This window comes from Brevibacillus sp. B_LB10_24, from assembly GCF_046036945.1.
GTDB lineage: Bacteria > Bacillota > Bacilli > Brevibacillales > Brevibacillaceae > Brevibacillus_C.
Genome location: NZ_JBJQOQ010000008.1, coordinates 169,190 through 184,199 on the forward strand (window position 1 = coordinate 169,190; position 15,010 = coordinate 184,199).

At 53.7% G+C, this 15,010-nt stretch carries 15 protein-coding genes and 1 pseudogene; all 16 read left to right on the forward strand.

The window, feature by feature from the left end; genetic code table 11:
* The first annotated feature begins 104 nt into the window (after positions 1 to 104).
* The 16 genes and pseudogenes from ACI7RC_RS10335 (at position 105) to ACI7RC_RS10410 (ending at position 14,965) form a co-directional block, all read left to right on the forward strand.
* Complete coding sequence (locus ACI7RC_RS10335; RefSeq protein WP_019120055.1) at positions 105 to 374, forward strand: WXG100 family type VII secretion target; 270 nt, start codon at positions 105 to 107, stop codon at positions 372 to 374.
* Positions 375 to 461: 87 nt separating this feature from the next.
* Positions 462 to 2,348 carry a hypothetical protein gene (locus ACI7RC_RS10340; protein ID WP_408108159.1) on the forward strand — a complete coding sequence of 629 codons (1,887 nt, stop codon included), beginning with the start codon at positions 462 to 464 and terminating at the stop codon, positions 2,346 to 2,348.
* A gap of 10 nt (positions 2,349 to 2,358) precedes the next feature.
* A complete protein-coding gene (locus ACI7RC_RS10345; protein WP_408108160.1) occupies positions 2,359 to 2,787 on the forward strand; it encodes an SseB family protein in 429 nt (142 codons plus the stop codon).
* Positions 2,788 to 2,804: 17 nt separating this feature from the next.
* Positions 2,805 to 3,869 (forward strand): WXG100 family type VII secretion target, encoded by a 1,065-nt coding sequence (locus tag ACI7RC_RS10350; RefSeq protein WP_408108161.1) that lies wholly within the window; start codon positions 2,805 to 2,807, stop codon positions 3,867 to 3,869.
* Between the two features lie 7 nt (positions 3,870 to 3,876).
* Positions 3,877 to 4,251 (forward strand): 1,4-dihydroxy-6-naphthoate synthase, encoded by a 375-nt coding sequence (locus ACI7RC_RS10355; protein ID WP_408108162.1) that lies wholly within the window; start codon positions 3,877 to 3,879, stop codon positions 4,249 to 4,251.
* Positions 4,252 to 4,806 carry a 3'-5' exonuclease gene (locus ACI7RC_RS10360; protein WP_408108163.1) on the forward strand — a complete coding sequence of 185 codons (555 nt, stop codon included), beginning with the start codon at positions 4,252 to 4,254 and terminating at the stop codon, positions 4,804 to 4,806. It abuts the gene before it with no gap.
* A 203-nt stretch (positions 4,807 to 5,009) separates the two neighbouring features.
* Positions 5,010 to 6,554, forward strand: a complete 1,545-nt coding sequence (locus ACI7RC_RS10365) for a spore germination protein (protein WP_408108164.1) — start codon at positions 5,010 to 5,012, stop codon at positions 6,552 to 6,554.
* Entirely contained in the window at positions 6,551 to 7,714 is a 1,164-nt protein-coding gene (locus ACI7RC_RS10370) for a GerAB/ArcD/ProY family transporter (RefSeq protein ID WP_408108165.1), read from the forward strand. Before ACI7RC_RS10365 ends, ACI7RC_RS10370 begins: the two co-directional genes overlap by 4 nt.
* Entirely contained in the window at positions 7,711 to 8,862 is a 1,152-nt protein-coding gene (locus ACI7RC_RS10375) for a Ger(x)C family spore germination protein (RefSeq protein WP_408108166.1), read from the forward strand. Before ACI7RC_RS10370 ends, ACI7RC_RS10375 begins: the two co-directional genes overlap by 4 nt.
* Before the next feature lie 72 nt (positions 8,863 to 8,934).
* Positions 8,935 to 9,120 (forward strand): annotated as a pseudogene (locus tag ACI7RC_RS10380) (hypothetical protein); the annotation flags it as partial.
* Positions 9,121 to 9,331: 211 nt separating this feature from the next.
* Complete coding sequence (locus ACI7RC_RS10385) at positions 9,332 to 10,756, forward strand: HAMP domain-containing methyl-accepting chemotaxis protein (protein WP_408108167.1); 1,425 nt, start codon at positions 9,332 to 9,334, stop codon at positions 10,754 to 10,756.
* Between the two features lie 150 nt (positions 10,757 to 10,906).
* A complete protein-coding gene (locus ACI7RC_RS10390; RefSeq protein ID WP_408108168.1) occupies positions 10,907 to 12,343 on the forward strand; it encodes a sodium:solute symporter family protein in 1,437 nt (478 codons plus the stop codon).
* Between the two features lie 128 nt (positions 12,344 to 12,471).
* Positions 12,472 to 13,224: an SDR family NAD(P)-dependent oxidoreductase gene (locus tag ACI7RC_RS10395; protein WP_408108169.1), complete on the forward strand. Its 753-nt coding sequence runs from the start codon at positions 12,472 to 12,474 to the stop codon at positions 13,222 to 13,224.
* A gap of 154 nt (positions 13,225 to 13,378) precedes the next feature.
* Positions 13,379 to 13,804 (forward strand): SRPBCC family protein, encoded by a 426-nt coding sequence (locus ACI7RC_RS10400; protein WP_408108170.1) that lies wholly within the window; start codon positions 13,379 to 13,381, stop codon positions 13,802 to 13,804.
* Positions 13,805 to 13,806: 2 nt separating this feature from the next.
* Positions 13,807 to 14,208 carry an ArsR/SmtB family transcription factor gene (locus tag ACI7RC_RS10405; RefSeq protein WP_408108171.1) on the forward strand — a complete coding sequence of 134 codons (402 nt, stop codon included), beginning with the start codon at positions 13,807 to 13,809 and terminating at the stop codon, positions 14,206 to 14,208.
* Between the two features lie 148 nt (positions 14,209 to 14,356).
* Positions 14,357 to 14,965, forward strand: a complete 609-nt coding sequence (locus tag ACI7RC_RS10410; protein ID WP_408108172.1) for an alpha/beta fold hydrolase — start codon at positions 14,357 to 14,359, stop codon at positions 14,963 to 14,965.
* Positions 14,966 to 15,010 lie beyond the last annotated feature (45 nt).

Sequence of the window (15,010 nt, forward strand, 5' to 3'; positions counted from 1 at the left end):
TGTTTATTTTAGAAAATTTGAATAAAACCAATTGTCAGGAAGATGTTCCTAATTGTAAAATTTTGTGTGAAAGGAAAATGATGCTTTTTGTGGGAGGTTGTCTCATGGCGAGGATTCTGATTACGCCCGATCAGGTAGATGCGGTCGCGAACGAATTCAGGCAGGGAAGAGAACAGAGCCAACAGATCATCGATCGTCTTAACCAGCAGGTCAACAATATGGAAGGTCAGTGGGACGGGATGACAAAGCAGCGCTTCTTTCAGGAGTTCCAGGAAGCCAATAAGCAGATGTCCAACTTTTTGCAGCTGTTGGAAAGCATTTCCCAAGAATTGACGCAGATCGCTGCCAGATTCCGTCAAGCCGACGAATCGTAAGGAGCGAAAAAGGACTAGGAGAACAGCCTAGTCCTTTTCCGTACGAAGCGATTGGCTCCACTTATCCGATTCCGGGAGGTGCTTCCGATGTCATTTCAACCCCAGGTAGGAGAAGAAATCACGATCGGCGGCTTAGCCTATACATTTGGTGAACATCCCATGGCACCGCATGTTCCCTATGGGCAGGAGGGACGGCAGGGAGTCGTATACCAGCTGATCCCCAAAATCGAAACCAGCTCCGGCTGGAAAGCATTGAAGGTCTTCCGCAGCAATTTCCGCGATCCGCAGATGGTGTACCTGTCAGAGCGGCTGGGACAGTACGCCAAACTGCCCGGACTGCTCGTATGTGAGCGGGAAGTGATCACCCCGCAGCAAAACGGTCCGCTGCTGTCCCATTACCATGACTTGATGTACGCCGTCGTGATGCCGTGGATCGAAGGTCCTACCTGGATGGATGTCGTTCTCGATCAGCGGGATTTGGGCAGAAGGGAATGCTTGCTGCTCGCCCGTTCTCTGGCAAAAGTGTTGTCCGCAATGGAGCAGCGGGGACTGGCGCACTGTGATCTGTCCGGCCCCAATATCATCCTGCCGAGACTGGTGAAAAGCAGCATCGAGGACGGTTTTTCCTATGTGGAGCTGGTAGATGTCGAGCAGATGCACGCCCCGAACCTGGAGCGGCCAGACGCCGTGGCGGGCGGGTCGCCGGGATACGCCAGCCCCCGCATGTCCCATTCAGCCGGCCAGTGGAGCCATTATTCCGACAGGTTCGCCGGTGCCATTCTGCTGGCGGAAATGCTGGGGTGGTGCGATCAGAACGTTCGTGACAGCGCCTGGGGCGAAAGCTATTTCATGCCTGAGGAGGTGCAGCAGCCCTGTAAGAGGTTCGACATCCTGGTCGAATCCATCTGGCGGCATTGGGGCAGGGAGATAGCCGGACTGCTTGCCAGCGTATGGGAGGGCCAGGCGCTCAACCAGTGTCCTACGTTTGGCGAATGGCTCTTGATGCTGATGAATGCCGACGAGACGCGGGAGGCGGTCCACAGTAATCCGCGGCAAGATCCGGTGAAGGAGGCGGCCGTTTCTCCGCCGGTTGATTTCGGACGCGGGGAACTTGCTGCCGGGGAGGTAGACCCTGAGTCGCTTCAGCTGTACAACAGGCAGATCGAACAGGCCAGACAGCTCGAGAACAAGGGGAATTTGGAGGCTGCACTGGACGTGTACCGCAGCGTGCAGGCGAAACTTCCCGCAAACAACAGCCTGGCCCAGGATCTGGTGATGATCACAAATGAGCTGGAAGCCCGGATCGAGGCGAGAAATTTGTTGGAACAGGAGGAATGGTACTCCGAACCAACAGAAACTCGGCGGGATCGCGGTGGATTTTTCAAGCGAAAGGTGCTCATCGCCGCGGTGTCAGCCGTACTGGTGCTGGGCGGCGGGGGACTGGTCTGGTCGCAGATCGCCGCGAGTAAACAAGAGCAGGCCAGGCAGGCACAGTTAGCCGCACAGCAGGAGGCCGAGGATGCGGCGAGACGCAAGGCGCTCGAGGAAGAGCAGGCGAGAATGCTGGCCCAGCAGGCGGCCCAGCGGCAGGTGGAAGAAGAGCAAAGACAGGCAGAGCTGGCCGCCCGGCAGCAAGCGGAGGAGGAACAGGCGAAGCGGGCAGCGGCTGAGCTCGAGGCGAAACAAAAAGCGGAGCAGGAGGCACGGAAAAAGGCGCAACAACCAGCCAAGCGAGCAGCCCAGAAGCAAACATCCCAACAGCAGGCCCAGCTCGCAGCGAAGCAAAAAGCAGAACAGGAAGCGAAGAAACAGGCGGAGCTGGCAGCCAAACAAAAAGCGGAGCAGGAGGCGAAGAAACAGGCGGAGCTGGCCGCCAAGCAAAAAGCAGAGCAGGAGGCGAAGAAGAAAGCGGAGGAAGGGAAGAAAAACAAGGACTGGTATGAGCCCAATTGGCGGGATCAAGGAGACAAGTAGGGGGAGACGGATGGAAACTTTGGATGGCCTTTTCCTCGCTGCCAAGCGGGATCCGGCAAAAAGGGCAGTGTTTTACCGGGCTTTGCTTCAGTCCGAGCTGATTGTACTGGGCAGAATTTCGGGGGATTTTGCAACAGATGAGGACGGGAACCGGATCGCGATGGATGATTCTTCTGTTCACTTGGACCTTTTTGAAGTGGAGGGAGAAATGGTCCTGCCCGTTTTTTCCAGGGAGGTTCACCTGGAAAACCTGATCCGCGAGACGCGAGATATCCTGTTGATAGACACAAAAGATTTGTTGCCGTTGATTGATTCTGAAGTGAAAGTGGTGCTAAATCCGGGTACGGCATTTGCAAAAGAACTGATCCCGCAGGAGCGGGCGGCCCTGCTTGACGGCAGCATTTTCACGTGGTTTTCGCCGGAAACAGAAAATGGTTAAGTGAAGGTGATGCAGAGGTGCGCATCCTCTTGACACCTGAGCAGCTCTATCAGGTAGCCAAAGAATTCGAACAGGCCAATGCCAACGGGCAGAGGATTATTGCCGGGCTAAATCAAACCATTCTCCACCTCGAAGCCCAGTGGCATGGCGCGAGACAAATGCAGTTTTACGCGAATCACCAGCAGGCCCGCCAGCAAATGGAGGGGTTTCTCCAGCTAATGCAAAGCGTTTCCGTTCAGCTGTCGGAGATCGCCCAGCGCTTCCAGCAGGCGGATGAACAGACTGACCAATTGCAGTTGACGGCGGCCGCTGCAGAAAAGAAATCGGATGACTCCCTGCTTGACCAGATCGGCGATGCAATCGGAGACGGGATCGGGATCGTCGGGAGCTTTCTCGGCGGCGTGGGAGGAGCAGTTGTCGATGCGGTCGAAGGGATCGTCGATGCCGTCAGCCATCCCATTGATACGGTAGAAAACATCATCGATGCCGTCTCCCATCCGATCGACACGGGAAAAGCAATCTGGGATGCAATCGCCCAATCATGGGAAGACGATGTAGTCAATGGCGATGCCAACAGCCGTGCCCACTGGTTTGGCAATGCCGTCGGCCAAATCGGCTTGGCGATTGTCGGGACAAAAGGCGTGGATAAGGCGGTCAAATTGCTGAAGGGCACAAAGGTAAAGATTCCAAAAGTTCCGCAAGGGCTGACCAGCACACAGTTCAACCGGGCGTCAACGCTGATCCGCGAACAAACCGGTTCGCTTAGCGATGATGTCGTTGTGCAGGGAAGCCGGGCCAAGGGGACGGCCAGGCCGGATTCGGATATCGACTTTGCGATCAAGGTGTCTCCGGAAAAATTCGACCAGGTGATCAAGGAACGGTTTAAAACGCCCAATCCGGGTTCCGCCAAGGAGAAGACGATGCTGCATGCGATTGAGACAGGCAAGATCCAGGCTGGAGAAGCCGGACTTCGCGGCTTGCGGAAGCAGCTGGAAAAGGAACTGGGCATGGACGTGGATATCTCTATAATAAAGAAAGGAGGGCCTTTCGATAACGGTCCAACGATCCCACTCCCCAAATGAGGTGTTGATGATGTACAGTGAGATGGACTTGTATTGCAAATTGTTCGTTGAGACAAAGATGGACAGGGCGGCTCTTGTCCGGTTCCTCGCCCAAACCGTCACAGGCACAGAGAACCGTTCAACCATCGTTTCCCCATGGGGCGAAATGGACGTGATGATGAATGACGACTACGACGAGGAGCGAGCGGCTGACCCGCATGACGGTTTTCTCTATTACCGCTACTACCTCGATATCGAACCGGCAGAAGACGCTGATCCCAGGGAGTACATCAAAGGCATTGCCCGCATGCTTGAGGCCCTGTGGGAGTCGGGCGCGAAGGCGGTAGCTGCCTGTGACTTTGAGGAAGAGCTGCCGAGAAAAGGCGGAATTGCGGGAGAGTAGATGAGAAATACGATCATCTTTGACCTGGAGGCTACCTGCTGGGAGAAGCCGGATCAAAAACAGAGTGAAATCATCGAGATCGGTGCGGTCAAGCTGGATGGTTCCTTGCAGCAGATCGGGACATTTTCCCGCTTGGTAAGGCCGACCGTTCATCCTGAATTGTCGGAATTCTGTACAAAGCTCACCACGATCACCCAAAAGGAAGTGGATGCCGCCAAGCCTTTTGTACAGGCGATGGAGGAGTTTGAGCAGTGGATCGTCTCCTCATCCCGGGATGTAATGCTCATCTCCTGGGGTTTTTACGATAAGAGACAGATTCAAAGAGAATGCGCCGCCAAGCATTACGGCGGCGCAATTCTGCAATTGCTTGCGGGACATGTCAGCTTAAAGCATCAATTTGCCGAGGCGAGGCAGATCCCGCCTTGCCCTATGACAAAGGCGCTGGAGCTGTTGCAGCTGCCCCTGGAAGGCGTGCATCACCGGGCGCTTGACGATGCGAAAAACATCGCCAGAATATTTCGGTCGATATTTCCCGAACTGACCTGGCCCAAGTGACAACCGCAACAGGGGCCCCGGCTCGGCAGGTTTGAAGCGGGCAAGCCGGGCGTGACGAGACATCCTTGTAAGCGAAAAAAGCCGTATCCAAAAGGGTACGGCTTTTTTCGTCGGCCCCAGCTGTCCGGCTGTTTTGGCGTGAGTTTTTTTATTCCAATTGGGTAAACTATCCAAAGCATGATTTGGAAAAGGGGGGTATTCGGATGAGCGGGTTTTGGCAGGCCTGGAAGCATAGGAAGCAGACGCTCCGTGACCAAGCGTGGCACCAACGTTCCAAAAAGAGTATGGACAAGGTACCGGATATCCCTGTCTCACCCGAATTGGAAGCGAACGTTACGACGATACAACGTTTATTGGGTTCAAGCGATGACCTCTTGTCCCGGCATTTTGTGATCGGTCCCAAGGAGAACGGCCAAAAGGCAGTACTGGTGTATTTCGACACCTTGGTAGACAAAAAGGTGATTGACCAGTTCATTCTGGAATACCTGGCTTCACCCCTGGACGACCGCGAAAGGCCGGCCATCCATACATTGGAATCTGTGCGGGGAATGCAAAAACTGGTGGAATATCTGCTCGCCGGCATGTCCATTCTGCTGATCGAGGGGAAAACGGAAGCGATCGTTTGCGGTACCTTTCATTATGCCAAGCGAAGCATCGAAGAACCGCAGTCAGAGGCGCTTATCCGCGGATCGCGAGAGGGCTTTAACGAGTCGCTCTCAGACGGCATCTCGCTCATTCGCAAACGGCTGAAGGATCCGGCTTTGCGTGTGAGGTTGATCCAGGTCGGGGAGCGGACGAAGACGCCGGTAAACATCCTGTTTATCGAAGATCTGGCCCCGGAAGATGTGGTAAGGGAGATTACCAATCGGATAAAAGGGATTCAAATCGACGGCATCCTGGAGAGCGGTTACATCGAACAGATGATCCAGGACAACACCTGGTCGCCTTTTCCGCAGATTCAAGCCACCGAACGTCCCGACAAGGTGGTGGCCCATTTGCTGGAAGGCAAGGTGGCGATCTTGACCGAGGGAACGCCGTTTGCGCTGATCGCACCAGCCATATTTACCCAGTTTTACCAAAGTGCTGAGGATTACTACGAACGATTCCTGATTAGTTCGATGATTCGCCTGATCCGCACGATCAGCCTGCTTGTTGCCTTGCTGCTGCCGTCGCTCTACATCGCCTTCAGCTCCTTTCATCCGGAGATGATCCCGTCCCGGCTGGTGATCGCGATGTCGGCAGGGCGCTCTACTGTTCCGTTTCCCTCTGTGGTCGAAGCGTTCTTGATGGAGATTACGATGGAGATCCTGCGCGAGGCCAGCATCCGCCTGCCGGGACCGATCGGACCGACGATCGGCATCGTCGGGGCGCTTGTCGTCGGACAGGCCGCGGTGCAGGCAGGTCTGGTCAGTCCGATCATGGTGATCATCGTCGCCTTGACGACGATCGGTTCGTTTGCCACCCCCAGCTACAGCGCGGCGATTGCCATTCGGATGCTGCGCTTTCCGCTGATGATACTGGCCGGAGCGTTCGGTTTGTACGGGATCATGTTGTTTCTCATCATCATCTCCATCCACCTGTCAGCGCTGAAGTCTTTTGGCATCCCGTATATGACGCCGATCAGTCCGGTCTATTTGAAAAGCATGCGGGATTTCATCTTCCGCGCCCCCTTTTTTTGGATGAAGGAGCGGCCGGAAATGTTCAATCCGCCCGATCCTTCCCGCCAGAATTGGGGTGGAGATAAATGAGCCGGCATCAATCATCATCGACAGATAAGACGATGTCCACCTGGCAGCTCGCTTCGCTGATCACCAGTACGCTGATCGGAGTCGGTGTCTTGACTCTGCCGCGAACATCTACCGAGTTGTTGGCCGAACGGGGGTGGATGGCCACGCTGTTAGGCGGGAGTATCGCCCTGGCGGCTACCCTCTTGATTGCCTGGTTAAGCCGGCGATATCCAGGGTTGACATTTATCCAGTACAGCGAGGTAATTTGGGGTACGCGAAAAAGCAGATGGCTGGGCAAACTGATCAGCCTGCCGTGGGTACTGCTCTATCTCGGCCATCTGTACGTCGGTACCGCGATCACCTCCCGCCTGTTCGGCGAGGTGGTGGTAACCTCGGTCCTGCGGGAGACTCCCATCGAGGCGATCATCATTACGATGTTTTGTCTGGCGCTCTTTCTCTGCCTTCACGATGTAGAGGTGGTCTCACGGGTCAATGAGCTTCTCTTCTTGCTGATCCTTTTTCCCGTCCTGATCATCGGCCTGCTGTCCTTTCAAAAAGCGGATTGGGATCTGATTCTGCCGCTGTTTTCCTCTTCGCCCCTAGACGTATTCAAAGGCTCGATGGAAACGGCCTTTTCCTATCAGGGGTACGAAGTCATGCTGATCTTCTATGCCTTTGCCCAGCCCATTGCGCAGAAGTCCAAGGCTGGTTTCATCGGCATCGTGCTGGCGATTGGCGTCTACACGTTGATCACCGTGTCGGGGATCGCCGTATTCGGCAGTGACGAGATGCAGAAGCTGACCTGGCCCACACTGGAGATCGTCAAGACGACCCAGATGCCCGGACTGGTGCTCGAGCGCCTGGAGTCGGCCTTTTTGGGCGTATGGGTGGCCGCCGTCTTCACCACGATCAGCAATACCTACTACGCCTTTAACCTAGGCTTGCGGCAGTTATTCGGCAGAGGCATGGTCTTTCAGCGAATCATGTCCCTGCTGTTGATGATCCCTTTGTTTTACCTTGCGCTGATCCCGCACAATATTGTTCAAATCTTTCGGGTTTCCCACGTGTCAGGCTATATTGGCATGGCTGCCGGGTTGGGATTGCCGCTGTTATACCTGACCGTCTCGCTCATCAGACGGCAGGGAAACCGCACCAAGGAAAAAGGGAAGGTGGCGAGATGAGCAAAGCCAGATGTTGGACAGCGCTGCTTCTCGCGCTATCCCTGCTGCTCGGCGGCTGCTGGGACCGCCGGGAGCTGGAGGAGCGGATATCCGTGTTGGGTATGGGGATCGATGTTGCGAAAGGGAATCCGAGCCTGTTAAAGGTGACCTTACAGATACCTATTCCGATCAAGATCGCGGGAAGCGGCGGCCAGACCGGAGGCAAAGGCGGAGGATCGCCCGTCAGAGTGATGAGCTCCACCGGCCATACGGTGCTAGAGGCGATCAGCAACCTGCAAAAGCGGCTGAACCAGAAAATTTTCATCGGCCATGCCCGCGTGGTGGCGGTCAGCGAAGAGGTGGCACGAAGAGGATTGCGGGAGATTACCGACGGATTTCGCCGCGACCCTGAGATGCGAAGGCTGCTCTGGCCAATCGTGGTGAAAAAAGACGCAGCCCATCTGCTCGAAGTAAACCCGAAGCTGGAGCAGATCCCGATCGTTTACATCATGTCCATGATCGAGAACGGCACAAAAACCGGCTCGATCCCGGCGCAAACGCTGGGGAATTTCTACATCCAAGATTCCAGCAGGACCATGCAGGCCTACTTGAACTACATGGAGACGCACAATGATGAAATCATCTGGAAAGGGGTCGCGGTCTTTCTCGAGGACAAGATGGTCGGGGTGCTGCCGGAGCCTCAGACCTGGGTGCTCAATCAGCTCAGGGACAACAGAACGGGAGGCGACATCGTAATCCCAATTCCAGGTAAAAAAGGAGCGTATATCACCGTTCGTCCCCATTTTGTCAGGACGAAGTTAAAGTTGGAAAAAGCAGGAGACCAAAAAGGCAGCCTGCAGGCCCGTTACGTGTGCAGGCTGCAGTGTGATCTTGTGGAAGCAACCTTTCCGCTTAACTTCATTAACGACGGCGTCATTCGCAAGTACGAGCAAGTTATCAAGCAGGAAATGGAAAAACGGGCCGCCAAGCTGATCAGCATGCTGCAGAAGGACATGAAGAGTGACATTTTAAAGCTGGGGCTCGCGATACACGGCCATCACTATCGGGACTATTGGGTGAACCACAACTGGGTTGAGGAGTTTCCCCGCTTTCCCATCAGCGTTCAGTATGATGTCTACATCCGGCGCATCGGCATGGAAGTAAAATGAGCGCGATGCCAGGCTGCCGGGCTGTCTTCCAAGCTTTTGCGTACGAGGTGAAACGTCACCGCCGGTCACTGGGGATATACATACTTTTTAACACGAGGGCTGGCATCAGTAGGCACTGAGACCAATCTGAATTGTCTTGCCTATAATCTCAAGAGAATGATCAAAATAAAGGGAGTGAAGGAACTCATACGTCTCTTCAGAGACTCAGCTCTTTCGAAATCCAATATTCACGATGTTTATTTGAGCAAAATTGCATAAACCCACGTTTTAAAGCTGCTCAGCATTCAGTTGTTAGACAGTCTGACGTCCGGCTCTGTGAGAGGCCCATGCGTTCGCATGGGCCTACTCGATTCGATATAGTTGTTGATATTGGATACATTTACCAATGCACCTGGTGTTTGATCTGATTAAATTCGGGTAATGTATTTTAGTTCATCATCTATTTCGACATCATTGGGGGAAACCAAACATGACCGTTAGAAAGAAAGTTATTACCGGATTTTGCGTGATTCTGGGCCTTTTATTATTTTTAGGTGCATTAGCAGTCTTTCAAATGTCCCGGATGGGGGACCAGACAGAAGAAATCAAACAGAACTGGATGCCCAGTGTAGAAGTGATGGGCTGGATGAACGGGGCTGTATCAGATGTTGCCAGGCTGGTTCAAGGAATCGGGCTTGAATCGGATCAATCGCGCATGGACGAAATCGAGAAGGAACTAAACCAACTGTTGGAAGAAATGGCGAAAAGGCAAAAAGAGTACGAGCCCCTTATCAGTTCGGATGAGGAACAAGCGTTGTACGACAAGTTCAACCGGGATTGGCAGGCTTGCCTGCAGTCCATCCCGGTCATCATAAAAACAGCACGGACGAACGATTTTGTCCAGACGAGCAAGCTGATCCGGGAGAGTCTGCCGGTATGGAATGATACAAACCAATCACTTGCCCAATTAATCGACCTCAATAAAACAGGCTCAATGGTAGCCGCCGAGAATGCTCTTTCTATCTTTCATTTCTCGTTCTTCTTTGTCGCATCCGTCGGCTTGGTCGCGATAGCGGTTGGGGTTGCGCTGACGATTATCATATACAGAAATTTGCGCACGGTGACGATGGAGATCAAGAAATCCTCGGAGATCGTCGCTACTTCAGCAGAGGAGATCACGGCAAGCGTCGATGAGATCGCCCGGGGCAACCAACAGCAAGCCGGCTCGGTTGCCCAGGTATCGGAGATGATGGAGCAGATGAATGAAGCCATCAACCTGGTGTCGGGGAATATCGAGAAGACGAGCGAATTCGTCAGTCAGACGGTGTCAGTCGCTGCTGACGGAGGCCAGATGATGCAGCAGGCGATCGCCGGGATGAAAGAGATTACTGAAAAGGTAAACGAATTGTTTGAGAGCTCCAAAAAAGTAGACGATATTATCGGAGCCATCCGGAAAATTGCCGACCAAACCAATCTGCTCTCCCTGAATGCCTCTATAGAAGCGGCACGGGCAGGTGAACACGGACGCGGTTTTGCCGTAGTGGCCAATGAAGTGGGCAAACTGGCCAAGCAAAGCGGGGATGCCACCAAGGAAATTATTGCCTTGGTCAAGCAAATGCAGACCAGCACCTTCGCAGCAGTCGAAACGGTGAAAAGCGGAAACGAACTGGTCTTACAAGCAGAAAAAGCTTTCAACGAGATCGTCCAGCTCGTCGAGGACTCATCGTTTAAAGTGACCGAAGTAGCGTCCAACTGCGAGGAGCAGGCAGCCCAAACCGCGGAAGTCATGCTGGCGGCCCAAAGCATCGCGGCCATCACGGAACAGACCTCCGCCAGCGCCCAGGAAACGTCAGCCGCCATAGCAGAACTTGCCCAAATGGCCGAAAAGCTGAACGATTCGATGGTAAGGCTGTAAGGATGGAAAGGAAGACGAACACTCTCGTTTGAGAGTGTTTTTTGCTGTCAGGCAAGTTGTTTCTTTTGGTTTTATCTCGAAGCTCTTTCGCATTATCTAAAATTAGAGATATAATAGTCTGAAAATTAACAATAATGAGGAGGGAATGAGATGAACCTAGCCGCCTGGACATGGATCATCACGGCAGTACTGTGTCTTTTTTTCTTGCTTTTATCGTTTCGTTTTAAAGAAGAAGCGGACACCAGTTTCGCTCATTTTGCGATTGCCGGCGGAACGCTGCCATTCACGCTCATCCTGTTTACCGACATCGCGACGATCATGGGGGTGGGCAACTTTGTGGGGCACTCGGCCAAAGGCTATGAGATCGGTCTGGCCAACATCCCGTTCGTGGTGGGAGAACAGGGGGCAAAGATTGTCTTCGCTTTGGTGTTTACCGGTTTTGCCGCGAAGTTCACCTACAATACAATAGCCGAATTGATGAATGACCTTCTGCTGCGCGACAAAGTGTCGCGAGCGTTGATCGGGATCCTGACAGCCAGCATCATGATCGCGTGGATCGGCGGCCAGGCAAAAGGCATGGGAGATCTGTTCGCTGTCTTTACTGGCGCTGATCCTTTGGCGATGATCCTCGTTTTCTCTATCGTATTCATCATCTATACCACGGTTGGCGGCATTTATTCAGTCGTGTGGACGGAGCTGATACAGGGGGGATTGATTCTCGCTCTCGCCGTTTGGTTCTATTTCCAGGTTTTTGCCAAAGTGGATTTCAGCTATGGGACGCTGGCAGCGAAGCTGAAAGAAGTCGGAGCAGGCCATCTCATCGAGTTTAATCTTTCGTTTGGGGAAGTGGCTACGCTGTTTATCACCGGGTGTTTCGGCGTGCTCGCCGCCCAGGTGTACTGGCAGCGCTGTTTTGCCGCCAAAGAGCCAAAGTCTGCTTCCCGTGCCATGTTTTACAGCGGCATTGTAGCGATCGTCTTTACCTGCCTGACCACGATAGCAGGCATGGTCGCCAAAGTGCAAAATTCCAACCTGGAAGCGAATCAAGCCCTGCCTTGGCTGATCATGGAGCAAATGACACAGGCGGCGGCGATCATCTTCTTTACGCTCGTATTCCTTGCCGCCATTTCCAGCGCGGCCTCCCTGCTGCACTCCGCAGCCGTCGTCATCATCAACGACTTGGTGATCCCTCATTCAACCGGCAAATCGGAGGCGCAATATGTGAAATATACGCGCTGGTGCGTACTGCTTGTCGGCGTTTTTGCAGTCGGCGCCGCCCTGTGGGCCAGTTCGATCATCGGCCTCTTTTCAATGGCGTATACCATGGCTGGCGGCGGTGTGATCCCGGTGCTGATCGTCGGACTGCTGTGGAAACGGCGCAGACAGGAGCGGTTTGAGATGGGCGTGCAAAACAGCGGCGTCTCCCCGTGGGGCGCCCGCGCCGGCTTGTTGTCGGGTGCGATCGGTTCCGTCGTTCTGGGGATACTTTGGGGCGTATTGATTTCTGCGGCGTTGACGATTCTGCTGTCCCTGATGCTGCCGGCCGACCGCGACAGGGATGTTTCGGGGAGCCCAGGCGCACTGTAAAACAGAGTGTTCCAACTCTGCTGTTCCGATTCTCTCTAAGCTGTATTTTTATCGCAATATTACAATTACTATGGTGTGGGAATGGCCTGCCTGGTAAGCTGTGGGTACATGAGTCAGGAGGGGTGAAGATGGGAGTTTTACACGGGAAAACCGTACTGATAACGGGAGCCAGTTCCGGAATCGGCCGGGCAACGGCAGAATTGATGGCTGCGAGAGGGGCGAAGGTGGTCATCAACTACAACACAAACAAAGAGGGAGCAGCCGAGACCGTCGCGGCGATTCGGGAGTCCGGCGGCGAATGTGTCGCCATTCGGGCAGATGTGACGCGAAAAGAGCAGGTAGAGGCGATGGTGCAAGAGGCTGTTTCAGTTTACGGAGCCGTTCACGTGCTGGTGAACAACGCCGGAGGAGGCGTGAAGCAAAGCACGTTCATGGAACTGACGGAGGAACTTTGGGACGAGACCTTCGCACTCAACGTCAAAAGCATACTGCTCTGTTCGCAGGAGGTATTAAAGGATATGATCCCGCGGGGAAGCGGCAAGATCATTAATCTGTCCTCGGCAGCGGCTCGTCTCGGCGGCGCTGGCGAAAGCATCCATTACGCTTCTACAAAAGGGGCAGTGAACACGATGACGATCGGGATGTCGAGGGAACTGATCGAACACGGGATTATTGTAAATGGTGTCGCCCCGGGCATGGTCGAGACCCCCTTCCATGAGAAGTTTGCTCCGCAGTCTAACCGCCTCGAGCGAATGGCAGCCGCGGTTCCCTTGAAACGGGCAGCATCGCCGCTGGAAATAGCAGAGGTGATCTGCTTCTTAGCCTCAGATGCGTCCAACTACATTCTGGGAGAGATCATCACGGTTAGCGGCGGCAGATAAAATCGGCCGCTGATCGCAAGCTTTGACGGGTAATATGCTGACTTAACGTTCATAATAGCTCGTAACAGCATGAGCTTGACATGAAACCAAATGGTTGTATATAATGCAAAACGAAACCAAATAGTTTCATATTATGAACGATGGAGGTACAGTAATGGGAAACAATACGCAAAATACGCTGCCTGACATCCGGCATACGGGTGTATTCAACGCTCCAATCAGCAAAGTATGGGACGCCGTATCGACCTCGGAAGGACTTTCTGCCTGGTTTATGCCCAATGATATGAAAGCGGAAGTTGGCTATGAGTTTCACTTAAATGCGGGCGAGTTCGGCATGTCCCCTTGCAAGGTAACGGAAGTGGATCCGCCCAATCGCCTGTCTTTTCGATGGGCAAAAGACTGGACTCTCACTTTTGAATTGAAAGATCTTGGCGGGAAAACGGAAGTGACGATCATCCATTCCGGCTGGGATGCCGACACGGTGACCGAATTCGGGGCACCCCACACGATTATCCGCGGTCGAATGGACGAAGGCTGGGCCGGGCTGCACAAAAAGCTGGGTACGTACGTCGAGGCTTAAAAATGGTTGCTGCATCGCAAAAACATGACGTTTTTCAAGCGATCGCCGATCCGACTCGCCGCGAGCTGCTGAGATTGCTTGGCGATCAGGAGATGCCCGTCACTGTTATCAGCGGACATTTTCCGATGAGTCGTACCGCCGTATCCAAGCATTTGCGCATCCTGGCTGACGCCGGGCTGGTCAAAGGAAGAAAAATCGGCCGGGAGACGAGGTATAGCCTTGAGCCGGAGCCGCTGCGCGAATTAAATCAATGGCTCGCTTATTTTGAGCGATTCTGGGAAAACAAGATGGCCGCTCTGCAATACTTCGTCGAGTCCGACGGGCCAAAGGGCGAAGGCTCTGTTCCCCGCCTGGAACTGGTAAAGGGCAATGCGGATCCCGGTTCCACTGATTCATCTGAATAAGCTTCATACTGAAGGCTGCCGTCAAGCGAGTACGGCAGCTTTTTTTTTGCGGCTGAAGGATGAGAGGAAGAGCAATCTGTAAGAAATGGAAATCAAGATTACCTTATATAATGAAAAGGATCAAATACCTTAACAGGAGCTTATCAAGATGAAAAAGCGAGTCGTATTCATTCACAGCGCGGGACCACAAGGGCATCGTCAAGGCAGCAGTGACCTGATCGCCTATTTGCATTCTGCGCTTGGCCCGGATTACGAAGTGCTGCATCCGCAAATGCCCAACCCGGAAAAACCGGAGTATGTCCTGTGGAAAAGACAGCTTGATCAAGAATTCTCCGCCTTCGACAGGGAAGTGATTCTCATCGGACATTCACTGGGCGGTTCTGTTCTGCTGAAATACCTTTCTGAGAGTTCCTTTCGGCAGCCCATTGCCGGGCTTTTCTGTATCGCAGCGCCCTTTTGGGGGGAGGACGAGGGGTGGCGGAGCGGCGAGTTTGTCCTTCAGGAAGATTTTCACCTACAATTGCCCGAAATCCCACGGATGTTCTTCTACCACAGCCGCGGCGATCAAATCGTCCCATATGCACACCTTGGACAGTATGCAGCAAAATTTCCACAGGCAACTGTCCGAACGCTCGAAGGAGTTGAGCATTCTTTTCGGGATGGAATTCCTCAGCTTGTGAGAGATATCGAGCTTGTCGGATCGCGGGATTTGTCTTTGGGCCTGTTCAGCTGCCTATGGCCGCCACTGATCACATGAAAAAACAACGCATTTCCCCAGCCTCTGTCCGAGGCGGACGAAGAG